The sequence below is a fragment of the Pantoea sp. B65 genome, from assembly GCF_047308185.1.
GTDB lineage: Bacteria > Pseudomonadota > Gammaproteobacteria > Enterobacterales > Enterobacteriaceae > Erwinia.
The window spans coordinates 143,893-170,297 of record NZ_JAHXPU010000037.1 but is presented as its reverse complement, the minus strand read 5'-3'; the positions used below and the strand labels follow the sequence as shown (position 1 = coordinate 170,297).

Sequence of the window (26,405 nt, the reverse complement as noted above, 5' to 3'; positions counted from 1 at the left end):
ACCCCCTATGTTTACCTTTAAAAAAGAGACCCGCCTGGAAGATTTAGGCAATGGCGTGACCCGCCGGATTCTGGCGCACAGCGGCGGCATGATGGCTGTTGAAGTGAATTTTGCCCGGGATGCGGTAGGTCCGCTACATAGCCATCCGCATGAACAGCTGACCTATGTGCTGTCAGGGCGTTTTGCCTTTACCATTGATGGCGTGACGCATGAAGTGACCGCTGGCGATACGCTGTATAAGAAGCCGCATGTGATACATGGCTGTGTCTGTCTGGAAGCCGGTACGTTGCTGGATACTTTTACGCCGCAACGCGAAGATTTTCTTTCCTGATACCGGCTGAGGGAGGCATAAATGCCTCCCCTACATCAGGGGGCAGATATTCTTCTGTAGGGGCGGCATTTATGCCCCTCGTATCAATGGTTTGCACTGCTGCCACCTTCGGGACGGGAGCCATTAATGGCTCCCCTACAGCAGGGGCTCAGGTATTCCCCTGTAGGGGCGGCATTTATGCCGCCCGTATCAATGGTTTGCACTGCTGCCACCTTCGGGACGGGAGCCATTAATGGCCCCCCTACAGCAGGGGCTCAGGTATTCCCCTGTAGGGGCGGCATTTATGCCGCCCGTATCAATGGTTTGCACTGCTGCCACCTTCGGGACGGGAGCCATTAATGGCTCCCCTACAGCAGGGGCTCAGGTATTCCCCTGTAGGGGCGGCATTTATGCCGCCCGTATCAATGGTTTGCACTGCTGCCACCTTCGGGACGGGAGCCATTAATGGCTCCCCTACAGAACAAGGAGGTGGTCACGTAACCCTGGCGGTTATTTTAATTTCTCCACATCGGCAGCGCCGAGATGTGCGGCGACACTCTCATCTTTACGTATTTTCGCCACGTCCTGCGCGGTTACGCTGTTACTGGCGCGATTACCCCAACTGGTGCGGATAAAGTTCACCACCTCCGCCACCTGACTATCGCTCATGCGCCAGCCGAAGGCCGGCATGGTGATCGACGATGGCGCCCCTTTCACACCAGGCAGCGTATTACCGGTCAGCACGATATGGATCAGCGAGGTGGGATCGTCCGCCAGCACCACCGCATTGCCACGCAGTTGCGGGTAGAAACGCGGATAGCCGCTGCCATCGGTTTTATGACAGGCGGCGCAGCTGTCCACGTACCATGCCGCACCGGTTTTGCTGTCATCGCCGCGCCATAATGCTGTTGCCACACTGTCGTCCGGCTTAAAACCGCTCTGATTTACATCGCGGGCGCCCAGCGACTTCAGATAGCGGGCAATCGCCGTCGCATCGTCTTTCTCCAGATACTGCAGACTGTGCTCAACCACATCGGTCATGCCGCCAAACACTGCGCTATGATCGTTGCGACCGGTGCGCAGGAACTGCACCAAATCGTCTTCGCTCCAGCGGCCTAAACCATCCCGGCTGTCGCCACGCAGATTGCTGGCGGTCCAGCCATCGATCGGCGCGTTGCTGCCGGCGAGCCAGTCGCTGCCCTGATCATTATTCAGCGCTTTTTCCTGCATGGTGATACTGCGTGGCGTATGGCAGGCGCCGCAGTGCCCCAGCCCTTCCACCAGATAGCGACCACGCGCCAGCAACGGATCCTCACCCGTCTTTGGCTGAAAGGCTTTCACATCCGGCGCGAACAGGCCACGCCACACCGCCAGCGGCCAGCGCATCGACAGCGGCCATGGAATATCGCTGTCCCGGTTGGGCTGTGCTACCGGCGCCACACCCTGCATAAAGTAAGCATACAGCGCCTGCATATCCTCATCACTGACCACCGCATAAGAGGGGTAAGGCATCGCCGGATAAAGGGTGTCACCATTCTGCGCTACCCCATGACGCACCGCTTTCTGAAAATCGTCGTAACTATAGCTGCCAATACCGCTCTGTTTATCTGGCGTAATATTGGTGGAGAAGATGGTGCCAATCGGCGTCGCCATTGGCAGCCCTCCGGCAAAGGGTTTACCGCCCTTGCTGGTGTGGCAGGCCACACAGTCGCCGGCACGCGCCAGATAGTCGCCGCGCTTAATCAGATCGCCGCCATCCGGTTGTTGCGCCTGTACGCCAGATGCCAGCACACACAGTAACAGGGCTGATAAGCCATTTTTCATCGCCATGATCATTATCCTTATACCTGCACCAGCGGACCGGGGTTTTTCAGATACTGTTCACGGATCGCTTTAGCCGACCAGTAAGTCAGCGCCGCGACCATGCCCGTTGGGTTATACCCCAGCCCTTGCGGGAAGGCCGATGCGCCCGGAACAAACACGTTCGGTACATCCCAGCTCTGCAGATAACGGTTAATGGCGCTGGTTTGCGGATCTTCCCCCATAATCGCGCCGCCGTTCATATGGGTGGTCTGGTACACCGTGGTATCGAAATGAGTGCCCGCTTTTTTCGCTGCGCCGGTGATCAGCTTTGGATTCATGGCTTCGGCGATGGTATGCATGCGCTGATGCATAAACTGCGACATTTTGATGTCGTTATCCTGCCAGTCAAAGGTCATACGCAGCAGTGGCTGACCATACGCATCTTTGTAGTTAGGATCGAGGTCGAGATAGTTAGTGCGGTAAGACTGGTGCGCGCCGTGAGCGTCCATGGAGATATGGTGGGTATAGTGGTCGGCCACCGCCGCTTTCCACTGGCTACCCCAGGCTGGGGTGCCCGGCGGTACCGGCAGACCGGAAATGGGCTTCACCCCCGCCTGGTTAACCCAGAACGGCGAGCCACCGACAAAACCATATTTGCTGTGATCGAAGTTATCGCCATTAAAGTCATCGACCCCCACCCCGGCGCCGCCGGCGCCAATAAAGTTATTGGTGTGCACGTCTTTATCGAAGAAGGCTTTAATGGTGGAGATATTCTGATAGGCGAAGTTGCGCCCGACGGTGCCTTGGTTGGTTAAGGGATCATAAGGTTTGCCAATACCGGACAGCAGCATCAGATGGACATTGTGAAACTGGAACGCTGACAGGATCACCAGATCCGCCGGTTGTACCAGCTGACGTCCCTGCGCATCGACATACGTCACTCCGGTGGCGCGTTGTTTATCGGCGGTCAGATTGACGCGCAGCACGTGAGAGTTGACCCGTAGCTCGAACTTTGGCTCCTGACGTAGCGCTGGCAGGATATTCACGTTGGGTGAGGCCTTGGAGTACATATAACAGGCGTAACCACTGCAGTAACCGCAGAAGTTGCATGGCCCCATCTGCGCCCCATAGGTATTGGTGTAGGGGCCGGAGGTATTGGCCGACGGCAGATCGTAAGGATGATAACCCACCGCCTGCGCCGCTTTGGCAAATAGCTGCGCCGAAAAGGTGCGTTTTTGCGCCGGCAGCGGGAAGTCGCCGGAACGGTCCGGCGCAAAAGGGTTGCCGCCTTTCTCTTTCCCGACCACTTGACCTTTGATGCTCCATGCGGAACCGGAAGTGCCGAACACTCTCTCGGCCTGATCGAAGAACGGCTCCAGCTCGTCGTAGTTAACGCCAAAATCCTGAATAGTCATCCCTTGCGGGATAAATTTTTTGCCGTAACGCTGTTCGTAGTGGCTACGCATCCGCAGCTCAATCGGGTCAACGCGAAAATGTACCCCCGACCAGTGCAGACCAGCGCCTCCGGTACCGGTACCGGGCAGAAACGCCGCCAGCTGACGATAAGGTTGAGCGGTTTGCGCCGCATTGTGACGAATAGTGACCGTGCTTTTCGACAGATCCTGGAACAGCTTTTTGCGCACGTTATAGGTCAGTTCGTCGATCACCTGCGGATAAGCGCCGTCGGGATAGGTATCGCGATGCGGGCCGCGTTCCAGCGCAACCACATTCAGCCCCGCTTCGGTCAGTTCTTTCGCCATAATCGATCCGGCCCAGCCAAAACCGACAATCACCGCATCCACTTTTTTCATTTCGTTTGCCATGCTTATGCCCTTTCCCCACGTACTGATACTGGCGGGAACGGATAACGTTCGCCGCGCTCCACCCAATCCATAAAATCAGCGCGGGCGCCCGGGAAGCCAATCAGCGTCCAGCCCACCATGCCCTGATTGCCGCCATGGATGGGATCGCTGAAAAAACCTTCACGGGTGTTCTGTAACAGGAAAGAGAAGAAGACGTTGGCCGGCAACTGCTTAAATTCAGCGCTGCCGCTTTCAAAGGCCTGCAACAGGGCATCCTGCTGCGGCGGGGATAATTCGGCAAATACCTTGCCATGCTGCGCCTTAGCAAACGCATCGGCGTCGGCCAGACCAAGGCGGTAGATCTGTTGCGGCACCAGCGGTAACTGATAGCCCAGCGCCGGGTCGGCATCAGCCGCAAACGGCCCCTGCATATACCAGTTGGCGCCAATGGCGTAAGGCGTATTCATCTGCCGATCGATAAACTCCGCCACGCCTGCTTCCAGCGCACCAGGGCCACGCTCATCGGCCGGGATCAGCCGGGCAACCGCGGCCTGCAAAAAAGCGTACTCTTCGCGGGTAAACCATATTGGTTGATAATCTTTCGCCTGCTGCGCTGCGGCAGCATTGCTCTGTTGCGCCTGAGCCTCCGCCGCCAGCGCCAGCGAACCGATACCGCTGCCGCCAATCGCCACCGCCGGAGCCAGCGAAATAGTTCTGAGGAGGAAGTCCCTCCTGGTGCTGCCTGTTTTTTCTTGTGACATTACATTGCCTTAACACGCCATCGCCGCGCGACACGCATAGATAAGTGAGTATCAGTTTTTATGGTTATATCAGGATAGTAGTGGGTCTCAGGCCGTTACGCTTAATTGTTACCGGTAACAAAGCCATTTATTGTAACAGCAATGCTGCAGAATTTTCAGACCACAGAAACAAAAACACACAAATTACTTAACATTTCGCGATCGCTGCCCGCGGTCAGATTAGAATAATCTGCTAATACTGCCCGTCTTGTTACTCTCAGATACAACCCACCACAGACTGTAAACACGAACGGCGCTATAACTATCAGACAACAACAGCGGAGTGCCTATGTTTAAGTCTTTCTTCCCACGGCCAGCGCTGTTTTTCAGTAGCGCAGCGCTCTGGAGCCTGGTGGCAATACTGTTCTGGTTCGAAATTGGCAGCAATCTTATTTTCCATCTCAGCAGCATGGCGGATTATGCTAATAAACCTATCCCTGACAACGCGTTGCGTTTTATTCAGCCGGCGCAGCTCTGGTTCTATTTTTACTATCTGGCGGTAGTCGGACTGTTCGCACTGGCATGGTTTATCTTCAGTCCCCATCCCTGGCAACGCTGGTCGATTCTCGGCAGTGCTTTAATTATCTTCGTGACCTGGTTTGATGTGCAGGTCGGCGTGGCGGTTAATGCCTGGTATGGCCCGTTCTACGATCTGATTCAGAATGCGCTCGGGCACCCGAATTCAATTAAAATCAGTGTATTTTACCAGCAACTGGAGGCTTTCCTCGGCATTGCGCTGATTGCGGTGGTGATTGGGGTATTAAGCGCCTTTTTTATCAGTCACTGGATTTTCCGCTGGCGCACGGCGATGAACACTTACTATATGACGCACTGGCAGCAACTGCGCGGCATTGAAGGCGCCGCCCAGCGAGTGCAGGAAGACACCATGCGCTTTTCCGGTACTCTGGAAGACTGGGGCATCAATCTGATTAAGGCAATTATGACCCTGATTGCCTTCCTGCCGGTACTGGTGGCGCTGTCAAAGCATGTGGAAAGCGTACCAATTCTCGGCAAGGTGCCCTATGCGCTGGTGATTGTCGCCCTGCTGTGGTCGCTGTTCGGCACCGGCTTACTGGCAGTGGTGGGGATCAAATTACCCGGGCTGGAGTTCCGTAATCAGCGCGTCGAAGCGGCCTATCGTAAAGAGCTGGTGTATGGTGAAGATGATGCGCAACGCGCCAGCCCGGCCACCGCCAGCGAGCTATTTCAGCGCGTGCGCTTTAATTACTTCCGCCTCTACTTTCACTACCTTTACTTCAATATCACCCGCATTCTCTATCTGCAGGTGGACACGGTATTTGGCATCTTTGTACTCTTCCCGTCGATTATTGCCGGTACGATTACACTCGGCCTGATGCAGCAAATCACCAACGTCTTTGACCAGGTGCGGGGCTCTTTCCAGTATCTGATCACCTCATGGTCGACGCTGGTTGAACTGATGTCGATCTATAAACGTCTGCGCAGCTTTGAACAGGTGCTGGATGGTGAGGCGCCGGCGGAGATGGTGGCGGTTAATCCCGATTAGTACCCGCGCAGGCAGGCGTCAGCTGACGTCTGCCTGCGCTCGCTGTCAGCCCTGACTCAAACCGGCAAATACCTGCGCAACCGCATAGGCCCCCGGATCTTTCACCCCGTGCAAACTCTGCTGATTGAGATAGGATGAGCGCCCGGCGCGGGTGACGGTCATCTGCGCAGTGGCATCCGCGCCGGCGCTGGCTGCCGCGGCAGCGGCAGCCAGATCGTTGCCAGCGGCCAGCGCGTTAAGCGCCGGTTCCAGGGCGTCAATCATCGTGCGATCTCCCGGCTGCGCCCCGCCGTAATGTTTCATGCGCTGCAGGCCATACTGCAGCGCCTGCGACAGCGGCTCGCCCTGCTCCAGTTTCTGTCCGGCCGAGGTAAACATAATCGACATCAGCACCCCGCTGGAGCCGCCCATCACCACTGCCAGTTGCTCACCCACCAGCGTCAACAGTTGTTCCGGCTGATTCAGCGGCAGGCTATTTTGCTGCAGTAGTTTCAGAATTTTGCGCGCGCCGGCGGCAAAGGTTGAGCCGGTATCGCCATCCCCCACCCGGGCATCAAGTTTATTCAGCTCGCTCTCCAGTGCGATCAGCGTTTCGCAGACGGTGGCGACAATCCTCCCGGTCGGCGCATTAGCCGACGGAGAAAAATGGCGTTGCTGTGCCGCTTTTTCTGCTGGCTGCGGCTGCAGTGGCTGCAGTTTCACTAACGGCTGCCAGCCAAAGGCCTCCACCGGGGCCTGCAAGGCGTTTTCGCGATCGGCGTCCAGCAGCAGTGTCGACAGGGAAAAACCTTTCATATCCAGCGCGCTAACCATAGTGGCGGGGCCCACCAGATGGCTGACCTGATCGCCCAGCGGCGAAGCCAGCACTTCACGCGTCAGCACCGCCATCTCCAGGGCGGAAAAGCCGCCGAGGTTATTGCACAGCAGTACCACTTTTTTATCTTCCGGCAGATTTTCTTGCAGTTTTTCCGCGACGATAGCGACAATTTCACGGCTGTTCTGCGTTTTTAATATCGATACCCCGGGTTCGCCATGGATACCCATGCCTAATTCGCTGTGTCCGGCATCCAGCCGCTCGTCGCGCGCTTCGCCCGGAATATGACAGGTCGCAAACGCCAGCCCGATACTGTTGGTGTCGGCAATCGCCTGATTAGCCAGCGCCGTCACCTGATGCAGCGGCAGTCCCTGCTCTGCGGCATAACCGGCGATTTTATGCACCAGCACGGTACCGGCAATGCCGCGCGGCTGCGGGTTATCCGGCAGTGAAATATCATCTTTCACCATCACCATTTCCACCTGATAACCGAGCTGTATCGCTTTTTCCGCCGCCAGGCCAAAATTCAGCCGATCGCCGGTATAGTTCTTCACAATCAGCAGGCAACCGGCGTCGCCGGTCACGTTGATAATCGCCGTCAGCACCGCATCCACACTGGGGGAAGCAAAAATATCGCCACAGACCGCGGCGGTCAGCATCCCTTTGCCGACAAAGCCGGCATGCGCCGGTTCATGGCCGGAACCACCGCCGGAAATCAACGCAACCTTGCTTTTATCCCAGTCGTTACGCACCACCACACGAATATCAGTATCAACTTCCAGCTTACTCAGGTTATGAAACGGCGTGCCGATCAGCGCCCCTTCAATCGCTTCATTTACCAGATCGCTTTTCTCATTCATAAAAAACTGATTCATAGAAATCCTCTCAGGGTGTGGGTTATCAACCAGAGCCGTCACTGGCTCTCTGCCATGTTTCAGTTGCCGGATAAGGCGATGTCACTTATTCGACAGCGATTGTCATCTATGCGCGAGATTATCGGGCAAATTTCCATTAAAAATGGAGGATATGCCACAAACAGGAAAACATTATGTTGACGCAACCCGCTGGAAAATATCGCCCTTTCCCCCCGGTTAAACTGGACGCGCGCCAGTGGCCTGACAACACCCTGACTCGCGCGCCGCGCTGGCTTTCAACCGATCTGCGCGATGGCAACCAGGCGCTGGCGGAGCCAATGGACAGCGATCGCAAACTGCTGTTCTGGGATCTGCTGCTGCAATGCGGCTTTAAAGAGATAGAAGTGGCGTTTCCCTCAGCGTCACAAACCGATTTCAATTTTGTGCGTCAGCTGATTGAACAACAGCGCATCCCAGACGATGTGTCAATTCAGGTTCTGACCCAGGCGCGGGCCGATTTGATTGAACGCACCTTTGCCGCTCTGCAGGGGGCGAAAAATGCCACGCTGCATCTGTATAACGCCACCGCCCCGGTGTTCCGCCGTCTGGTGTTTCGCCAGAGCAAACAGGAAATTATCCAGCTGGCCGTGAACGCAACTAAACAGATTCGCCAGCAGTGTGCGGTGCAGACCGATACCCGCTGGACCTTTGAGTACTCCCCGGAAACCTTCTGCTTTACTGAACCCGATTTCGCGCTCGAAATCTGTGAGGCGGTGGCGGAAATCTGGCAGCCCGGCGCCGAACGGCCGATGATTATCAACCTGCCGGCCACCGTTGAGGTGAGCACGCCAAATGTCTATGCCGACCAGATTGAGTACTTCTGCCGCCACTTCTCCCGGCGCGCCGAGGTCTGTATTAGCGTCCATCCCCATAACGATCGCGGTACCGGCATCGCCTGTGCCGAGCTGGCGCTGCTGGCCGGAGCCGATCGCGTCGAGGGCTGCCTGTTTGGTAATGGCGAGCGTACCGGCAATGTCGACCTGGTCACCCTGGCGCTGAATCTCTACACTCAGGGCGTGCCCCCCAATCTGGATTTCAGCCAGATTAAGCAGGTGGTGGATGTGGTAGAACAGTGTAACCAGCTGCCGGTGCATCCGCGCCACCCCTATGCCGGCGAACTGGTGTTTACCGCCTTCTCCGGCTCGCACCAGGATGCGATTAAAAAAGGCTTTGCCGCCCGCCAGCAACAGCAGGAAACACTGTGGGAAGTGCCCTATCTGCCCCTCGACCCGGCAGATATTGGTTGCAGCTATGAGGCGGTGATCCGCGTTAACAGTCAGTCCGGCAAAAGTGGCGCCGCCTGGATGATTGAGCAGAACCACGGCTTATCACTGCCTCGCGCGCTGCAACAGGATTTCAGCCGCCGGGTACAGGAGCAGACCGACGGTCACGGCAAGGAGATGACCCAGGCCAGCATCTGGCAGTTGTTCCGCGAGGCATATGGTCTGCGCCACCCGATGCCGGTGACGCTGGGGGAATACCGCAGCCAGAGTCAGGCCAATGGCCAGCTCCATTTTCGCGCGGAGCTGCTACTGGGTGAACAGCGAAAAATTATTCACGGCCAGGGTAATGGCCTGCTGTCCGGCGCAGTGGAAGCACTGCGCCAGGCATTTGACCTGCCGTTATCGATTCAGGATTACCACGAGCATACCCTCGGTCAGCGCAGCGACAGCCGATCGGTGGCCTATATTCGCTGCACTTTTGCCGATAATCAGGCGGCATGGGGCGTGGGCATTGACAGCGATGTGGCGCGGGCTTCACTGCAGGCGTTACTGAATGCGCTGAGTGCCAATCTGCAACAGCAGAAATTACTTTAGCGGAAAATAGTCGCTGGGTGCGACGCCAAGGATACGGCGGAACATGGCGCTAAAGGCGCTATGACTTTCGTAGCCAAGATCGAGCGCTACGCGCAGTACCGACTCCCCCTGCGCCAGACGCGTCAGGGCCGACATCAGCCTGGCGCGGCGCACCCAGTCGCTAAACTGCAAACCGGTTTCACGCTTAAAATGGCGCGACAGGGTACGGCTGCTGACGTTTAAGCGCTCAGCAGCCTGTTCCAGCGACCAGCTTTCCCCTGGCAATGTCCGTACCTGCTGACATAACTGCAGTAAGCTGGCGCTCTGCGGCTGCGGCAGGTAAAACGGCAACTCCGCCATCACGCGAATCTCATCCAGAATCAGCTCATAGATACGTTCGGCACGGCTATTCGGCTGGTAGTTTTCCGGCAGCTGCAACGCACTGAGGATCAGTTCACGCAGCAGCGGCGAGACCTGTACTACCTGACAACTGGCCGGTAAATCCGCCCGCGCCAGCGGATCGATAAACAGCGTTCGCGCCGCTACCTGGCCGGTAATTTGCAGCGCATGTTCGGTGCCTGCCGGTAGCCAGACCCCACGACCTGGCGGCACAATCCAGTTTCCTTGTGCGGTTTCCACCCGCACCACTCCGCTCAGCGTATGAACCAGCTGGGCGCAGTTATGAATATGTTTTGGCTCATACGCGCCATGCAGATAGTCATGGGCATAAGGGACTAAAGGTCGCGATGCAAAAGAAAAATTTACCGTGCCCGTCATAGCTGTCCTTCCAAAAAGTCGGATATTTAACAATAGCATAAAAGTTTTATGCCGGTTGTCGACGGGCGGTTTAATACAACGGTAAGAAATGATTATCCTGGCGTAACGGAACATATAGCGAACGATAATGGGATCGTGGCGACATTTACCGGACGATCTGCCGGAAAATGAATAAGCAGACGCCGCGACGCCGGCGGCATATCAAGTTTGCAAACCACCGATACCGGCGGCGTGCCGGGATCGCTACCCCAGCACCATAATCCCCAGGCGTTCCATTAACTCGGCGGCCTGCATGCTATCTAATTTCACCCCCTGCAAATCAACATAACGCACATCCAGCTCGCCTAAGCTGGAGTTGGTCAGATCGCAGTGGGTAATATCGACGGTGCGCCAGTCAAAAGAGGCAAATTCACCGCCGGAAAGGTCGGAGCCGCTAAATTTTGCCCCCAGCACCTGAGTTCCGGTCCAGCGGTTCTCCCACAGCTCACATTTTTCCAGTACCACATTGGCGAAATTAGCGTAGCTGAGGTTACTTTTGGTGATATAGGCGCTGCAAAACCACACTTTCGGCGCAATCAGATTCATAAAACTGGCATTACGGAAATCGGCGCCCTGCAGCAGGGATTCGCGGATCTCAATACCCAGCATATTGGCGTAACTGAAGTTACTCATCGACAGATCGCAGCGGGTAAAACTGGCGTCCTTTAAAAGCGCCCGGGTAAAATTGCATCCCAGTTCACTGTCACGATGATAAAACTGCGTATCAATAAATTGCGTATCCGTCAGGTCGGCAGCGGAAAAATCGCAGTTGATAAACACCGCGTCGGCAATCTTTTCGCCACTAAAGCGGGTACGCTCAATCTTTTCGTCACGCAGCATCAACTTCGCCATCATTACACCTGTAATTTTAACCAGTTGTTGGCATGGTAGCGTCGGGATGGTGGGGATGCAAATAAATTAATCAGGCAGCGCACGCGCTGCCTGCGGGTGCAGCATTACTCCGCCAGACGCTGACCGCTGGCGGCATCAAACAGATGTATTTTTTCGGTTTTCAACGCCAGATACAGCGATTCACCTGCCGCTGTCGCCACCCGTCCGGCACACTGCACATGCAGAGCAAAGCCCTGCCAGTCGAGATGCAGCAGGCTCGACTCGCCGGTCACTTCTGAAATGGTTAAGGTGGCGGGCGGCAGATCGCCAATGCGGCTCTCCGGCACAAAATCATGCGGCCGGATGCCGATAATCACCGGCTTATCGCCCTGGATGGCGGCGGCGGCATACCATTTTTCCGGCAACGCAAACCACAGAGCGCCACAGAGCACGCCGGGCTGTCCGTCGCGGGTCAGCAGCGTCCCGTCCAGCAGATTCATCGGCGGCGATCCAATAAAGCGCGCCACAAAAGTATTAACCGGACGATCGTAGATCGCCAGCGGTTCTCCCTGCTGCACAATCACCCCGTCACGCATGACGACAATCTGATCCGCCAGCGTCATCGCTTCCACCTGATCATGGGTCACATACACCATGGTGGTTTTAAAGCGCTGATGCAGAGATTTGATTTCAGCGCGCAGCTCCATACGCAACTGCGCATCAAGGTTCGACAGCGGCTCATCAAACAGAAACACCTGCGGATTGCGCACCATTGCGCGCCCCATCGCTACACGCTGCCGCTGGCCGCCTGAAAGCGCACGCGGATAGCGGCCCAGTAACTTATCGATGCCGAGGATCCCGGCAATACGCGCGATTTTGCTTTGCTGCTCCTCAGGTTTGATCTTCTTTACCTGCATATGAAACGCCAGGTTCTCCGCCACGGTTAGATGCGGATACAACGCGTAACTCTGGAATACCATCGCAATATCGCGATCCGCCGGATCCAGATCGTTAATCGGCCGGTTATCCATCAGGATCGCGCCAGCGGACAGGGTTTCCAGCCCGGCCAGCAGACGTAGTAACGTCGATTTTCCACAGCCGGAAGGGCCGACTAACACGGTGAAACTACCGTCAGGGATGGTGAGATCCAGTGGATTCAGCACCGTCTGTTTGCCATAGCGCTTGGCTACTTTAACAAGTTCTACGCTGGCCATGGCTCAGCACTCCTTTATTCGTTGTTGCAGGGTCTGCCAGTCAGGATACTGGCGCGGTGAACTACTGATGGCATGGCTTGCCACTTCGATACCCCATTGCAGCGCCACCTGATGCGCTTCGCCGGACAGCAACGCGCTGAGAAACCCGGCATTAAAGCTGTCGCCGGCGCCGATGGTGTCAACCACCTCAATATGCCGCGCCGCCGCCTGCAGATGGCTACCCGTCTGCCAGAGTTGCGCGCCATCGCTGCCGCACTTCGCCACACAAGCGCCCCTACCGCTAAGCTGAGCCGCCAGCGCCTCGCCACAGGCGGCCAGCGTCGGCAGTCCGGCAAAGCCGAGGGTCTCCACCTCATTCAGCAACAGGTAGTCGCAATCCGCCAGCCAGCCGCTGAGCTGCTGACGTAGCGCATCACTCCACGCCTGCGGCGGCCAGCCGGTATCCACCGCCACGATAAAACCGCGCTGTTGCAGGCTGGCCAGCAGTTGCGGGTAAGCCGCAAATAGCGCGGTACAGAGAAATGTGCCGCATAACAGCACAATATCGCCCCGCTGCGCCTGCGCCGGCAGCTGCTGTAACACATCGTCAGCGGTTAAGCGGACGATATGGCCCTGATTGCTGATAAACGAACGTTCTTTATCGGGATGCGTCACGCCTACGGTGAGCGAAGTTTCACACGGATATCGTGGCCAGTGCGCGGCGCTTTGCGGAAAATACCCCGCCAGCCAGCTGGCGAAACCATCGCTGCCCTGGTTGGCCACCGTACGATGCGGCACATGCATCGCCGCCAGCGCCAGCGCACAGTTACCGGCCGATCCGCCGGGCCGCAGTTCGCTGTGCTCCAGCATGGTTTCGGTTCCCGGCGCAGGCCATTGATGTAGCGTGCTCATAATTAAATCGACGTTAATATTGCCCACCACATACAGCGTGGCGTTAATTGTTCTCTGCATGCTTAACCCTTACTGCCGCCGCTGGCCAGACCGCTAACCAGCGTTTTCTGTAACCAGATGGCGATAAACAGTGGCGGAACCGACGCCAGAATACCGACGGCGGCAATCAGGCCATCATCGGTGGCGCGTCCGGCGGTGAAACCGGCAATGGTTACCGGCAAAGTTTGTGCCTGAATATTGCTGGTAAACAGCAGCGCGTAGAAAAACTCGTCCCATGCCAGCAGCCAGCCAAACAGGGCGGAGGCGCCCAGTACCGGCTTCGCCAGCGGCAGAGTAATGCGCAGCAACACCTGCCAGACGCGCAAACCATCGAGCCGCGCCGCCTGCTCAATATCCAGCGGTAAGGCATCAAACTGATTTTTCAGCATCCAGGTAAGAAACGGCAGGATCAGTGAGCAGTAGACCAGCACCAGCCCGAGATGGGTATTCAGCAGGCTCAGCTGTTGCAATACAAAGTAGAGCGGCAACACAAAGGCCACCGGCGGCACCATATAAATCGCCAGGCTGCCGAACAGCCAGCCGTCGCGCCCCGGATAGCGCGAGAAGCTGAACGCCGCCGGGATCGCCAGCAGCAGCGAGATCAGGGTGGCGCCGGTCGCCACTAGCAGGCTGTTCCACAACGCATGCAGGAACAATACCCCCGGCTGATCGGCGTCCAGGGACACCAGCCGCGCATACCGACTGAAATCCCACTGGCGCGGCAACCACTCCAGCGGAATGCGGGTTAAATCGCTGGTCGAGCTAACGCTCATCAGAAACAACCACAGCATCGGTCCGAGAATCGAGGCGGCCACCAGCAGAGCGGCGGCGTAGCGTAGCAGGGTACGGATTTTACGTTTCATCTGCGTGACTCCGGCGGCGCTGACGCAGCAGCATGGTCATATAAATCGCGATCAGCACCGCGCACATCAGGGTCATCAGTATCGCGTATGCCGCACCGCTACCGGCGCGCAGATAGCTGAACGACTCCTGATAGACGAAAAAGCTCAGGGTTTTGGTGCTGTCCACCGGGCCGCCACGCGTCATCACATAAATGATGTCGAAAATTTTAAAGGCATCAATGGTACGCAGAACCAGCGCCACGCTGAGCGGCGCGACAATCGCCGGAAAGGTAATGGCGCGAAAACGCCGCCACGCCGAAGCCCCATCCAGCCGGGCGGCTTCAAACAGGTCCTCCGGAATCGACTGCAGCGCCGCCAGCACCAGCAGGGTGACCAGCGGATAGTTTTTCCAGATATCGGCCAGCATCACCGCATTCAGTGCCGAATCCGGTGAACCCAGCCAGCTGCGATAACCGTCGATCATCCCCAGCTGTGTCAGCATGGCGTTAATACTGCCGTAGTCAGGATTAAAATTCAGACGCCACATCATCGCGTTAACAATGGTGGGCAGCGCCCAGGGCAGGATCACCAGCACGCGCAAAAAGTTGCGGCCATAGAATTTCTGATTCAGTAACAGCGCCACCAGAACGCCGATTACCCCCTCAATCGCGACGGACACCACGGTGAAATACAGGGTACGCAGGATCGATGCCTGAAAATCCGTATCGGTTAAGGCATAGAAATAGTTTTCTACCCCAACGAACAGCGGTGATGCGCCACTGCCAATCAGTGCCGCATCGGTAAAGCTCAGCCAGATGGTACGCGCCAGCGGCCAGGCAGTAAGCAGAAACATCACAATCAACATGGGTACTAACAGTACCCATGCCTGACGATGCTCGCGTTGTGACAAACTCAGCATCGTGTTTCCTTAGTGCAAACGCTCAGCACTTTTGGTGGCCGCCTGCATACCGGCTTCCGGCGTCACCTGACCCTGCAAAATCTGCTGGATCTGTTGCTGCAGGCTATTTGACAGACGTGAGTAATCCGCCGTTTCCGGTCGTGATAACATCACGTTAAGTGATTTCTTCGCGGCGGCAATCAGCTCTTCCTGCCCTTTCTGTACCGCCGGATCGTCATAGGAGCTTTTCCAGATTGGCAGGCTCAGGCGGGCATATTTATCCTGCACCGGCTGCGAGGTGATGTAGCTGATAAACTGCCAGGATTGATCCGGATGCTCGCTGGCTTTGGCAATGCCGAGTCCCATTGAGCCATTGACCGCTGACGCTGTGCCCGGCGCATCGCCCGGGGCCGGTATAATGCCAACATCGCCGGCGACTTTGCTCTGTTTCGCATCGTTAGCCATGTTGTACATATAGGTCCAGTTCAGGGCAAAGGCCGCATCGCCATTGGAGAAGGCTTTACGGACATCCTCTTCCAGATATTCACGCGAGTTCGGGTTGGTCACGCCGTTATCCAGCGAACTCTTCATATAGGTAATGGCTTTCATCGCCCCCGGATTGGTGAAGTTCAGCTTGCCGTTCTGATAAAACTCACCGCCAAAACCGGAGACCAGCGTGGTGTAATCACAGATCAGCGCTTCCGCCTGCGACCAGCTCCAGACCAGTGGATACTTAACAATACCCTTCTGTTTCAGCACTTCAGACTGTTCCATCACCTGCTGCCAGCTTTGTGGTGGCGTGGTGATGCCCGCTTTTGCCAGCATGGCTTTGTTGTAGTAGAGATATTTGGTATCGAGGATCCACGGCATACCCAGGGTTTTACCGTTATAGACCACGGTATTCATCGCGCCGGCGAACACTTTCTGTTTCTCTTCCGCCTTGATCCGACCAGAGACATCCTGCAGCAGATCGAATTTGGTAAATTCAGCTGGCCAGATAGCATCAAACAGCACCACGTCATAACCTTTGCTGCCGGCGCCGCGTGCCGCCACAATCTTGTCGTGCAGCGCCTCGTAAGGCACAAACTCCAGATTGACGCTGATATCAGGATGCTGCTGCTCAAAATCGCTGGTCATGGCGCGAATATCATTTTCGCTATAGGCCGCCTGAGTCATAAACAGGGCGTTAATTGCCGTTTTTGCGGCAACCTGGGCCGATGCGGTAGCGGCGATCAGCGCCAGCATGCAGCCAGTCAGACGCGGGGTAAATCGACTTTTCATTCTCTCTCTCCGGTAACGCTGAGCCAGATGGCGATTTATTAAATCAATTTGATTGATTTAATGGAGGTTAAAATAAGAGCTACGAACTGACAGCTTCGGGGCCCGTACCATTATAAGCAAGGCATGTGCCAGGTTAATTGGCAAGATTTCGTTTGCCCGGGCGTTAGCGCGATCACATACTTACTGAGCCAAAAAAGTCCGCACTCAGGGAAATCGTTAATGGGAACTTCGGGAACCAATCTGGAACATGCACGCGCCCATAACCGACGGGTGATCATTGAGGCAATCAGGCTTAATGGCGAACTGACGCGCGCGGAACTGGCGCGTTTAACGGCGCTGACGCCGCAAACGGTGTCGAATATCGTCGCAGAGTTACAGCAGGCGGATCTGCTGTCGTCGCACTCGCCGCGCAAAGTGAGCGGACGTGGGCAACCGGCGATCCCGATCACCCTTAATCCGGCCAGCGCGTATTCGATCGGTATCCATCTCGATCACCAGACCCTGCTGATAGTGCTGGTCGATCTTACCGGCGAGATCCATTTTCGCCGCCTTGTGATGGTGCAAAAGCCCCAACCAGGTGCAACCCTGGCGTTAATCGTCACCCTGCTGGAGGAAATTAAGCAGCAGCTGGCAGGCAACTGGCGCAAAGTGCTCGGCATTGGTGTGGTGATGCCGGGGCCGTTTGGCGTCGAAGGCCTCTCCTCGCTCGGCCCCACTACCCTGCACGGCTGGGAAAACGTGGATGTGGTCGCGCACCTTAACCAGGCCAGCGGACTACCGGTTACGCTGGAGAATGATGCCACGGTGGCGGCGATTGGCGAACGTTTTCATGGCGTGGCGCGCCAGCTTAATTCTTTTATCTATCTCTATATTGGCACCGGTCTGGGCGCCGGTATTTTTACCGATGGCCATATCTATACCGGCCATGCCCATAACGCCGGCGAAGTGGGCCATATTGTGATTGAACCCGACGGGCGCGAGTGTTACTGCGGCAACCATGGCTGCCTCGAACGCTATGTATCGCTGCAGGCAGCCTATGAGCACTGTGGTCTCGATCCGCTGAGCGCGCTACCCGACGATCTACTGGCGGTCGACAGCGATCTGTTTGATAACTGGATCCTCAGCGTTTTACCGCCGCTGCGCCGGGCGATCAATATGATCGAGTGTGTTTTCGATGCCGAGGCGGTGATTATTGGCGGCATGATGCCGCAGCCGTTGCTGCAAAAGATCGTCAGAGGCCTGTTCCCGCTGCATAAATCAGTACGCAGCCGTTATCTCGACGATATGCGGGTGAAGATGGGGATGACCGGCAGTGACACCGCCGCGCTCGGTGCCGCGGCGCTGCCGATTTTTGACGAATTTAACCCACAATATAATGTGTTGCTGAAATAACCGACATATGGCGGAAGCCATCCGCGTAGGGCGGCATTTATTTCGCCCTAGCGAAATACGCTAATTGCCTCAACCAGACGGGTGGCCTGCCGCGCCAGCAGGTCTGAAGCCTCGGCACCTTCCTGCACTCGTGCAGCGTTCTGATGGGTATTACGATCCAGATCTTCGACTGCCAGGCTGATCTCCGATAGCGCGGTAGCCTGCTCGGCAGTGGCGGAACTGATCAGCGCAATCAGCGAGGTCACGTTCTGCACCTGAGACACAATGCCGCCGATGGTTTCACCCGCCGTATTGACATGCTCAGTGCCGACTCTGACCCGTGTCGCACTGGTCTCCACCAGGTGTTTAATTTCGCTGGCCGCACTGGCGCTGCGTTGCGCCAGATTCCGAACCTCACCGGCCACCACGGCAAAACCTTTCCCCTGCTCACCGGCACGCGCCGCTTCCACTGCCGCATTCAGCGCCAGAATATTGGTCTGGAAAGCAATACCGTCGATCACACTGGTAATATTGGCGATTTTCTTCGAACTGTCAGTAATTTCCGCCATCATGGTGACCATATCACGCATCGCTTCGCCCCCATCCACCGCCGCCTGACTGGCCGATATCGACAGGTTGTTCACCTGGGCGGCAGTTTCGGTATTGCTTTTCACCGTCGCCGTCAGCTGGTTCATGGTGGCGGCCGTCTCCTGCACACTGGCCGCCGCCTGTTCGGTTTGGCGACTAAGGCTATTATTGCCCTGAGCAATCGCATCGCTGGCACTCAGCACATTGACCGCCTGACCGCTGACGTCATCCACCAGCCAGCGGAACATCAGACCCAGCTGACTGATGGCGCGCAGGGTAACCCCCACCTCATCAACGCGATCTATTTGCTCCACCTGATTGCTGGCGCCGGTAGCAACACTTAGCGCCTGCTGACACAGTCGTTCAATCGGCCGTGAGATCTGATACTCCAGCCAGGCACCGGCCAGCAGCAGCAGCAGCGCCATCACCGCGGTAAAAGCAGCGATATGGCCAGCCGCAACCCCTACCAGCCAGATACTCAGCACGCTTATCGGCAACAGCGTCAACAGGGTGGTGCGAATACGCCAGCGCAGCGGTAGCGTTTTAAACATTGAGCGCCAGCGCATCATGCCGGTACGCACAATCAACCCCTGATGGAAACGACGATTTTTACTCTTTCCGGCGCGGAATTCACCGTATAACTGCTCGGCCTGGCGCACCTCTTCCGGCGTCGGTTTGGTCCGCACGGACATATAGCCATGCACCTTGCCATTGCGCACCACCGGAATCGCATTGGCGCGGACCCAATAGTGATCGCCATTCTTGCGCCGGTTTTTTACCAGTGCCGTCCACGGCAGACCATGCTTTAGGGTGGACCACATATCGGCAAAGGCTTCCTCCGGCATATCCGGATGGCGCACCAGATTATGCGGCTGGCCGTCGATCTCCTCCGGCGTATATCCACTGACTTCAATAAACGCATCATTGGCGTAAGTAATGTGGCTATTGAGGTCAGTGGTGGACATCAATGTGGCATGATCATCAAACAGATACTCGTGCTGCGTCACGGGCTGATTATTACGCATTGTAAAGTCCTTGAGGGAATAAGAATGGTTTGCATTAGTAAAAAGTATTACCGTTTTTTATATTTTCGGCGGCAACAGGAGGGAACTTTAGTACAGGTCAGGAAATATTTCGTGATGGAGATAACGCTGATAAATACAGGCCTGACGCGTCAATATGATAATCATGGAAATCATTTTTCAAAAAATGATTTCCATGATTATCTTAAGCCCAACTTAATAATAAATAACCTTAATATTATTCCGGGCATACACAACGGCAGCCCGGAATAGGGCCCGCGATCAGAATTGCCAGCGCACGCCGAGGTTATAACGCCAACCCTTCGCGCCATTGCTGTCAATTTCGCGGCGATAATCCGCTTCAGCATACAGTGAAACATCATTTTTAAAGCGGGTAGTGCCGCCGACGCCCAGTTCCCACATTTGACCAAAACGTCCGCCGCTAAAGGTATGGTCAAGATTATTGTAACCCGTGGCGCCAATAGTAGTCTTACTGCCCCCGCCCCAGCCATGATAGTAGTTCGCCCGTACGTAAGGGGTGTACTGGCGACTGGCGTCGTCCGTCCAGCTGCGGTCAAGACGCGCACCGATGCGGCCGACCGTTTGCCCGTAGCGGTCGTATTTCACCGTAGTACCATCGCGATCGGTAAAGTCATTCATGTTTAACCGCATATACATCAGCTGCGCCTGCGGCTCGATCTGGATGTCATAGGGCAACTGAAACGGATAACCGCTCTCCAGAGAGGCGGTCCAGCCGCGCCCTTTCGGTTTGCCAACATTTTTTTCCCGGCTGATATCAGTTTCTCCGCGATACCAGTCAAAAGAGAGCGCACCGTCAAGATAGAAACCATTCAGTCGCTGCCAGGTGCCATACAGGGCCACGCTGTCACTGGCGAAACTACTGCTGCTGAAGCCGTCAGCCGCCTTCGGGCGCAGGCGCGCATTACCGCGGGTATAAGCTACCCCGCCGCGCAGACTGTCCTCAGCGCCGTCCAGTTTCAGCACATTGCCGCCAATCTGCAGCGCGCTGTAGTCGAGATCCATGTCATAACCAAAATTCTGAAAACTGACATCGGATTTATAGCTGTAATTTGAGCCGATATAGCGCATAAACATCTCGCCGCCTTTGGCATCGGGGTTATTCTGCTGTTGGCGCAGCTCACCCAGACGTTTATGCAGATCATCGATAATCGCCGCGGTGTAGTACGCCAGCCCTACCGGCGCGGAGAGATAGGCAGCCACCTGAGGGATCACCGCGATACGTCGTGGCGAAGACGGCAGGGTGCGCGGATTAGTCGGCGTGCCGGGTGTGGACGGACAACTGTTATCCGTTTCACAAACATACAGATTACCCAGCCGGTAATCCCAGAACGCGTTATTGCTGCCGCCGTCCACCCGTCGCTGATCGGCATAGCTTTCGCCCGGAGCAAAGCTGTATAACTGGTAGCGCCAGGGTCCAGCCGCCAGATAACCGCCCTGCAGGGCAAAACTGTCGGCACGCGCGCTACCTGCCACCTGCACCAGCGATATCCCTTCATTGCCGCCGACCAGGCTGTCGTGGTTAATATCGGTAAGGTTGCCGTTACTCAGGCTATCCAGTTTGACATTAAGTAAGGTGGTGCCGGTGGTGGCATCGCCCGTCACCCGCAGGTTATCGGTAAATTGATTGCTTAACGCCCCACCTTCATTGAGACGTGTCAGCAGATTGAGTTGCCCCCCGGCGGACGCCAGATCGCCGGCGATGGTCAGCGTATTGCCCGGCGATCCGCTGCCATTGGTTAGATCGAGGGTGCCGGCATTATTCACCACCAGTGAATTATCCGCTCCCCCGCGGATCAGCGGATGAACACTATTTCCGGCGTACAGCGTAGAGGCTGCGTCAATATTTACCGTGCTGCTGGCCAGTTGTAAATTATCGGTTAACGTCCACTGACTCTGTTCAAAATTAATGGTATTCCAGCCGGTGCCGAGATTAACCCCTTTCGCCGGGTCATCTTCGGCAAAGGATCCGCCGCGTGCAACGATCTGCGAGAAGGACAGCGTATTGCCGCTGCCCTCACCGCTGGTGATATGCCGCGTGGTGCTAAGGTCAACATCCTGCACCAGTGCCAGATTAGCGTCGCCCGCCCCCAGCGACAGACTGCCGTCCAGCACGCCGCCGGTCCATACCACCACATCGCTGCCATCACCGCTATTGATATCGCCAAGAACATCGCCCGCCATCAGCAACACCGTATCCGCTTCGTCGCTGCCGGCTACTGCCTGCCCGTTCGCATCAGGCGCCGCGATAATGCCGTGATTTTCCAGGGTCGCGGCGGTGCCGCCGCTAAGATCCACTACCGGCGCCACCGTGCTTTGCGAACTCAGCACACCGCTATTGATCACCCTTTCAGCGCTGTTACTAACCAGCGCCGAACCGCCGGCCGCATTGTTAACACTGACGTTAGCCGAGTTATAGACGGTGCCGGTGGTATTGGCGCGAATGCCGATCCCGCCGGCGCCTTCGACGTTAAACTGGTAGCCGTCGCCCAGCACTAAATCTGTGCTGGTGGGGGTATCATCCTGGCGGGTAAAATTGAAGCCGACGCCAGCGCCATGAACCGTGGTGGTGACCGTTGATGTGGGGTCTAAGGCGATGCTGGTACGGATACCGCTGCCGTCAGTGACATTGATCGCCACATTATCCAGCGTAACCGCATCGCTTTCCGCGCCATTTTCCACGCCATTGCCGTCTCCCGTAACATTAATGGTTGTGTCGCTTACGGTCATACCGATTGCGCCGGCATCAGGCAGAATACCGTGCGCCGTCCCGGCACTATTAATAGTGGCGTTGCTTAACTGCAGAAAACCATCACTCCCCACCACCACCCCGGCGATACCATCGTCAACATTGACGCTTCCCCCCTGGACCTGGGTCGCGCCGCTGCCGCTGATATCTATCCCGGTGCCATTGGCAATATTCAGCACGCCGGAGTTAATAATGCTGGTGGCGGAACGGCCACGAATACCGGTGCTGTTATCGCCATCCAGCGTCAGGCTACCCTGCTGAATTAAGCTGGCATCGTTTGCCACATCAAAACCAATGGCATTGGCGCCATCACCGGCAATAATGGCATTACTGGTCACCGCCGTCGGCGCGCGCTCTCCGTTTAATGCATTCGTCAGATCGGTACGTAAATTGTCCACTAACACGCCAATGCTGCTATCGCCATCCAGCGTGATACTACTGTCCGTCGACAGCGTCGCGCTGCCGCCGCCTTCCACCCGAATGGCGGTGCTGTGGTTGCCGCTGGCGATAAAGTCACTGTTGCCGTTCAGATTACTGCCCGCGCCGGAAACAATCACTCCGCTGCTCTCGGTGCCGCTGGCGCTGATATTGCTGCCGCTGGCAAGGTTAAGCACCGCGCCGTCATCAATGCGATAGCCGGTGGAGCCGAGCGTATCGATATCCAGCGCCGTGCTGGCGCTGTTGATCGCTGAACCCGCCCCCACCGCGTGATAAGCGATCTGATCGCTGTTGCCAAATGTCGGCACCGATACCGCGGCAATATTCACTTGCGCTCCATTAACCGCTTCGGCGCCGATGGCGCCCGGGCCCAGCAGCGATAACTGCCCGGCGTTCAGATTAACTACCGCGCCGGATCCGGCGGCGCTGACGCCACGGCTACGCCCCTCTACCGTGCCGCCATTAACCTCAATCGCGCCACTGTTGTTGGCGGTGGTGGTCTGGTTAGCGCCATTCACCACCATGCCGAAACCGCCATCATTGACCGAGATAGTGCCGCTGTTATTCGCCGTCGCCCCGCTTTGCACCAAAATGCCGGTGGAATTCGCGCCACTGAAAGTGATATCGCCGCTGTTGGTGAGTTGCGCGCTGTTACGCGCGATATAGCCGGTCAGCCCGTCCTGGGTGGCATTCAGTTCAGCGGCAGAGCTCAGCATGGTGGTAGCCACCGGACTACCGACATTTTCTCCGGTTAGCGAATGTTTCTGTCCGTCAACAATGGCGCCCACCGCATGATCGCCGCTCAGGTCAAAGGTGGTGGCGGCATCAATCACGCCGTTAGCCCCGCCTTCAATAATCACCCCGGTGGCCCCACTCCCTGAGATAATAAAACTGGCGTTATGAGTATTAACATCAGTGCCGCTGCCTGAACCTATTACGCCGACCGAGTCGCTACCCGAGGTGGTTAGCACCATATCGGTACCGTCAAAATCTGCGCCATCTTCAACGCGAAACAGGGCCGAACCGCTGCTGGTCACATTCAGAATACTATTGCTCGCCACGTTAATATTGGCATTCGGACCATAGGCAAAGAAGCCGATTTGATCGCTGCCCTGACTAAAATGAGGAACCGCATCATTCGCCACCTGTACCGTCGCATTGCCACGGGCATGGACCCCAATAGCGCCATTGCCGGTCAGATTAATCGGTCCGTCAATTACCGCATTCGCCACGCCGCTACCCTGGCCTTCCGCCCAGACGCCAAAATTACGCGTGCCGCTGGCCGGGTCGGCTTCCCCGGCAACATTAATAGTGCCTCCCGATGCGGCCTGCGCGACATGAGCGTTACTGGCGAGCACTTTTAAGCCAATACCGTTGATACCATTAAGATTAATGGTTCCGCTATTCAAAATATTGCCGCCACTCCCCGAGTTAAGCACTGACATGCCGACATTTTCGCGTGGCAGACTGCCCGCCCGGCCATTAACATCAATGGTGCCGATATTGCGCATATTGGCATTAGCCGCATCACTGGCAAACATCCCGGCGCCGTTTTGTACCCGTGAACCAATCACAATACTGCCGTAATTTCTGGCAATACCATCCTGTAGCAGGGCAATCCCACTGGTTAAGCCACTCTGATTCATCGCGGTATCCGCCACCGCCTCAGTTTTACTGTTTTGCGGACCACGCCCCAGATAAATTACGCCGCTGTTCAGATTATCAAACCCTGAGAGCGCAGAGTTCAGCAGCACTCCGGAGGTCGTGCCGGTGGCACTGGATCCATTTACGCCAACATTAATATTGCCCGTATTGTTGGCATTGGCATTGGTACGTAAATTTATCGCCGCAATACCGTTAGGGGTGTTACTTCCGGTGGTTGCCAGATTGATCACCCCCGTATTGGTGAAGGCTCCCTCATCCTGTACCTGAACCGCATTGGCGCCATAGCCGGTCAGGCCGATACCACTACCGCTGGCATCAGCACGGTTAAGAAATCCGCCATTAATCACCCCGCTATTGGTGCCGCTGCTGCCACTACCACTAATGAACAGAGCGGAACTGTCGGTATTACTGGTGAGATCATCCCCCTGACTCGACAGTTTGCCGCGCACCACCACCTGCGCACCATTAGTGGCACGTACCGCGCCAGCGGTGGCACCGGACACTTCCAGCGTTCGGTTAGCGGCAATATTCACCCTGGCATTGGCTCCGCTTGCGTTAATCGCCACCACATTACCCACCGGCTGCGTCGCCTCATCCGGTGACGTCGCGGTGACATCGTAAACAATATTGCCGTTAACTTTGGTAATGGCTTTATTGAATTCAGGCAGATAACGTAATTTATCAAGATTACCGGCCTGGAGCTGGCTAATCAGCCAGTCATTATAGGTTCTCAGGTCCGCGGCATTATTAACGGTAAAACGGCTGGTATTGCCATCCAGCGTCTGTACGCTGAATATGCCCATATAGGTTACGACATCCTCGGCAACAAAGGTTTTCGCGGCGCGAGTGCCGCTGACCGGGGTTGCGGCACTGCCGAAAAAGCTGATGCGGTTATTATTATCCCAGTTTAGTGTGCTGACAGCGCCGCTGGCGCCATCAACATTAAATAGCGAAGTTTGCTTCGCCGCCATTGACCAGGCATGGGTACTGGCGGTGCTGCTGGCGGTACCGCTACCAATATTCACCGACAGGGTACCGCCATTGCTGACATTGGCTACCCGTGCATTAATATACTGATTGCCGCCGACGTTCTGAATATCAGGGACCAGTGTACTATTGGTGACCGATGGCTGCGCCACGAGGTTTGCCGTATTGTAGACCTGAAAGATAGTATTTCCCCCGGTAGCAGGATCGGGGACGGTAATCGCGAAATTTTGCGGCCCGGGATCCAAACGGGGTTTATCAATAAATTGCTGACCTGAGGTCACAGTCAGGCCGCCAAGTGCCGTATTAACACTGCCATCGACACCCGCTGAAAATTTTTGGTTACCGCTTAACGTTTCGCTGCTGCCGGAAACATTCAGTGAGCCAACAAGATTATCATTAGTTCCGGGGGTGTAAGTAAGAAGGGTTGCAGCATCGCCATTACTGATAATAGCAGCATTAACTACCACTAAAACCATAGTACGCAGCAACACCGGGGCGCGGAAAACCGATTTAAATTTAAACATTATTATTCCTCCAGCTAAGCGGATACAGTCCATTTAAAATAAAAATGATTTATGTATTGTCGGCTGATGAAATAACTTTATAGCAAGAGAAGATTTACCCCAGCAACCAACCCCAAGGACACAAAAATAAATTCTTCGCGTTTAATCCTGAGGTTAAGTTACAAAGCCTTGCATCTCTCTTTAAATAAAGACAACAGTATCCCCACCTCTATTCAGCGAAGAGGAAATAAAGTAAAGACAAATAAATAAATCAACAGTGAGTTCAGCTCAGCATATTACCTCGATAGAAAAACGCGATGAAAACTCAGATAATTACAATAAAACGCCATCCTGTTTTTTATAAACAAACCATAAACCACTGATTGACGTTAATTTATCTTCAGGAAACTCTAATTATAACTGGCACTGAAAGTTATTTGGCAATTTTCGGAATTAATATAAACTGT

The 26,405-nt window shown here is 55.8% G+C and carries 17 protein-coding genes; 4 read left to right on the top strand and 13 right to left on the bottom strand.

What is annotated here, in order from left to right; genetic code table 11:
- Nucleotides 1-7: 7 nt before the first annotated feature.
- On the top strand, nt 8-331 hold the full coding sequence (locus JWF83_RS17260; RefSeq protein ID WP_413651642.1) for a cupin domain-containing protein: 324 nt from the start codon (nt 8-10) through the stop codon (nt 329-331).
- A gap of 489 nt (nt 332-820) precedes the next feature.
- Here the strand turns inward: JWF83_RS17260 and JWF83_RS17255 are convergent, their stop codons facing one another.
- The 3 genes from JWF83_RS17255 to JWF83_RS17245 are packed head-to-tail and all read right to left on the bottom strand — an operon-like array spanning nt 821 to nt 4,676.
- Nucleotides 821-2,134, bottom strand: coding sequence for a c-type cytochrome (locus JWF83_RS17255; protein ID WP_413651820.1), 1,314 nt, complete (start codon nt 2,132-2,134; stop codon nt 821-823).
- A 17-nt stretch (nt 2,135-2,151) separates the two neighbouring features.
- Entirely contained in the window at nt 2,152-3,936 is a 1,785-nt protein-coding gene (locus tag JWF83_RS17250) for a GMC family oxidoreductase (RefSeq protein WP_413651641.1), read from the bottom strand.
- Between the two features lie 2 nt (nt 3,937-3,938).
- Complete coding sequence (locus JWF83_RS17245) at nt 3,939-4,676, bottom strand: gluconate 2-dehydrogenase subunit 3 family protein (protein WP_413651640.1); 738 nt, start codon at nt 4,674-4,676, stop codon at nt 3,939-3,941.
- Nucleotides 4,677-5,004: 328 nt separating this feature from the next.
- Here JWF83_RS17245 and sbmA point away from each other — a divergent pair, with 328 nt between their 5' ends.
- Nucleotides 5,005-6,240 carry a peptide antibiotic transporter SbmA gene (gene sbmA / locus JWF83_RS17240; protein WP_413651639.1) on the top strand — a complete coding sequence of 412 codons (1,236 nt, stop codon included), beginning with the start codon at nt 5,005-5,007 and terminating at the stop codon, nt 6,238-6,240.
- A 45-nt stretch (nt 6,241-6,285) separates the two neighbouring features.
- On the opposite strand, the gene JWF83_RS17235 is transcribed toward sbmA, so the two are convergent.
- Nucleotides 6,286-7,929, bottom strand: coding sequence for a dihydroxyacetone kinase subunit DhaK (locus tag JWF83_RS17235; protein ID WP_413651638.1), 1,644 nt, complete (start codon nt 7,927-7,929; stop codon nt 6,286-6,288).
- A gap of 173 nt (nt 7,930-8,102) precedes the next feature.
- Between JWF83_RS17235 and leuA the strand changes: the two genes are divergently transcribed.
- A complete protein-coding gene (gene leuA, locus JWF83_RS17230) occupies nt 8,103-9,785 on the top strand; it encodes a 2-isopropylmalate synthase (RefSeq protein ID WP_413651637.1) in 1,683 nt (560 codons plus the stop codon).
- Here leuA and JWF83_RS17225 read toward each other — a convergent pair.
- From JWF83_RS17225 to JWF83_RS17195, 7 genes are all read right to left on the bottom strand, one after another.
- Nucleotides 9,777-10,541 (bottom strand): AraC family transcriptional regulator, encoded by a 765-nt coding sequence (locus JWF83_RS17225; RefSeq protein WP_413651636.1) that lies wholly within the window; start codon nt 10,539-10,541, stop codon nt 9,777-9,779. The genes leuA and JWF83_RS17225 overlap by 9 nt on opposite strands.
- Before the next feature lie 243 nt (nt 10,542-10,784).
- A complete protein-coding gene (locus tag JWF83_RS17220; RefSeq protein ID WP_413651635.1) occupies nt 10,785-11,432 on the bottom strand; it encodes a Qnr family pentapeptide repeat protein in 648 nt (215 codons plus the stop codon).
- Between the two features lie 104 nt (nt 11,433-11,536).
- On the bottom strand, nt 11,537-12,625 hold the full coding sequence (locus JWF83_RS17215; protein ID WP_413651634.1) for an ABC transporter ATP-binding protein: 1,089 nt from the start codon (nt 12,623-12,625) through the stop codon (nt 11,537-11,539).
- Nucleotides 12,626-12,628: 3 nt separating this feature from the next.
- Entirely contained in the window at nt 12,629-13,576 is a 948-nt protein-coding gene (locus JWF83_RS17210) for a carbohydrate kinase family protein (RefSeq protein ID WP_413651633.1), read from the bottom strand.
- A gap of 2 nt (nt 13,577-13,578) precedes the next feature.
- Nucleotides 13,579-14,418, bottom strand: a complete 840-nt coding sequence (locus tag JWF83_RS17205) for a carbohydrate ABC transporter permease (protein WP_413651632.1) — start codon at nt 14,416-14,418, stop codon at nt 13,579-13,581.
- Complete coding sequence (locus JWF83_RS17200) at nt 14,408-15,316, bottom strand: carbohydrate ABC transporter permease (protein ID WP_413651631.1); 909 nt, start codon at nt 15,314-15,316, stop codon at nt 14,408-14,410. The genes JWF83_RS17205 and JWF83_RS17200 overlap by 11 nt, the downstream gene beginning before the upstream one ends.
- Before the next feature lie 9 nt (nt 15,317-15,325).
- Complete coding sequence (locus JWF83_RS17195) at nt 15,326-16,576, bottom strand: extracellular solute-binding protein (RefSeq protein WP_413651630.1); 1,251 nt, start codon at nt 16,574-16,576, stop codon at nt 15,326-15,328.
- A gap of 219 nt (nt 16,577-16,795) precedes the next feature.
- Between JWF83_RS17195 and JWF83_RS17190 the strand changes: the two genes are divergently transcribed.
- Nucleotides 16,796-17,968: an ROK family transcriptional regulator gene (locus JWF83_RS17190; RefSeq protein ID WP_413651629.1), complete on the top strand. Its 1,173-nt coding sequence runs from the start codon at nt 16,796-16,798 to the stop codon at nt 17,966-17,968.
- A gap of 47 nt (nt 17,969-18,015) precedes the next feature.
- Here JWF83_RS17190 and JWF83_RS17185 read toward each other — a convergent pair whose 3' ends face one another.
- Both JWF83_RS17185 and JWF83_RS17180 read right to left on the bottom strand, forming a co-directional pair.
- On the bottom strand, nt 18,016-19,560 hold the full coding sequence (locus tag JWF83_RS17185) for a methyl-accepting chemotaxis protein (protein ID WP_413651628.1): 1,545 nt from the start codon (nt 19,558-19,560) through the stop codon (nt 18,016-18,018).
- Nucleotides 19,561-19,839: 279 nt separating this feature from the next.
- Nucleotides 19,840-25,959 (bottom strand): autotransporter outer membrane beta-barrel domain-containing protein, encoded by a 6,120-nt coding sequence (locus tag JWF83_RS17180; RefSeq protein WP_413651627.1) that lies wholly within the window; start codon nt 25,957-25,959, stop codon nt 19,840-19,842.
- Nucleotides 25,960-26,405: the final 446 nt, after the last annotated feature.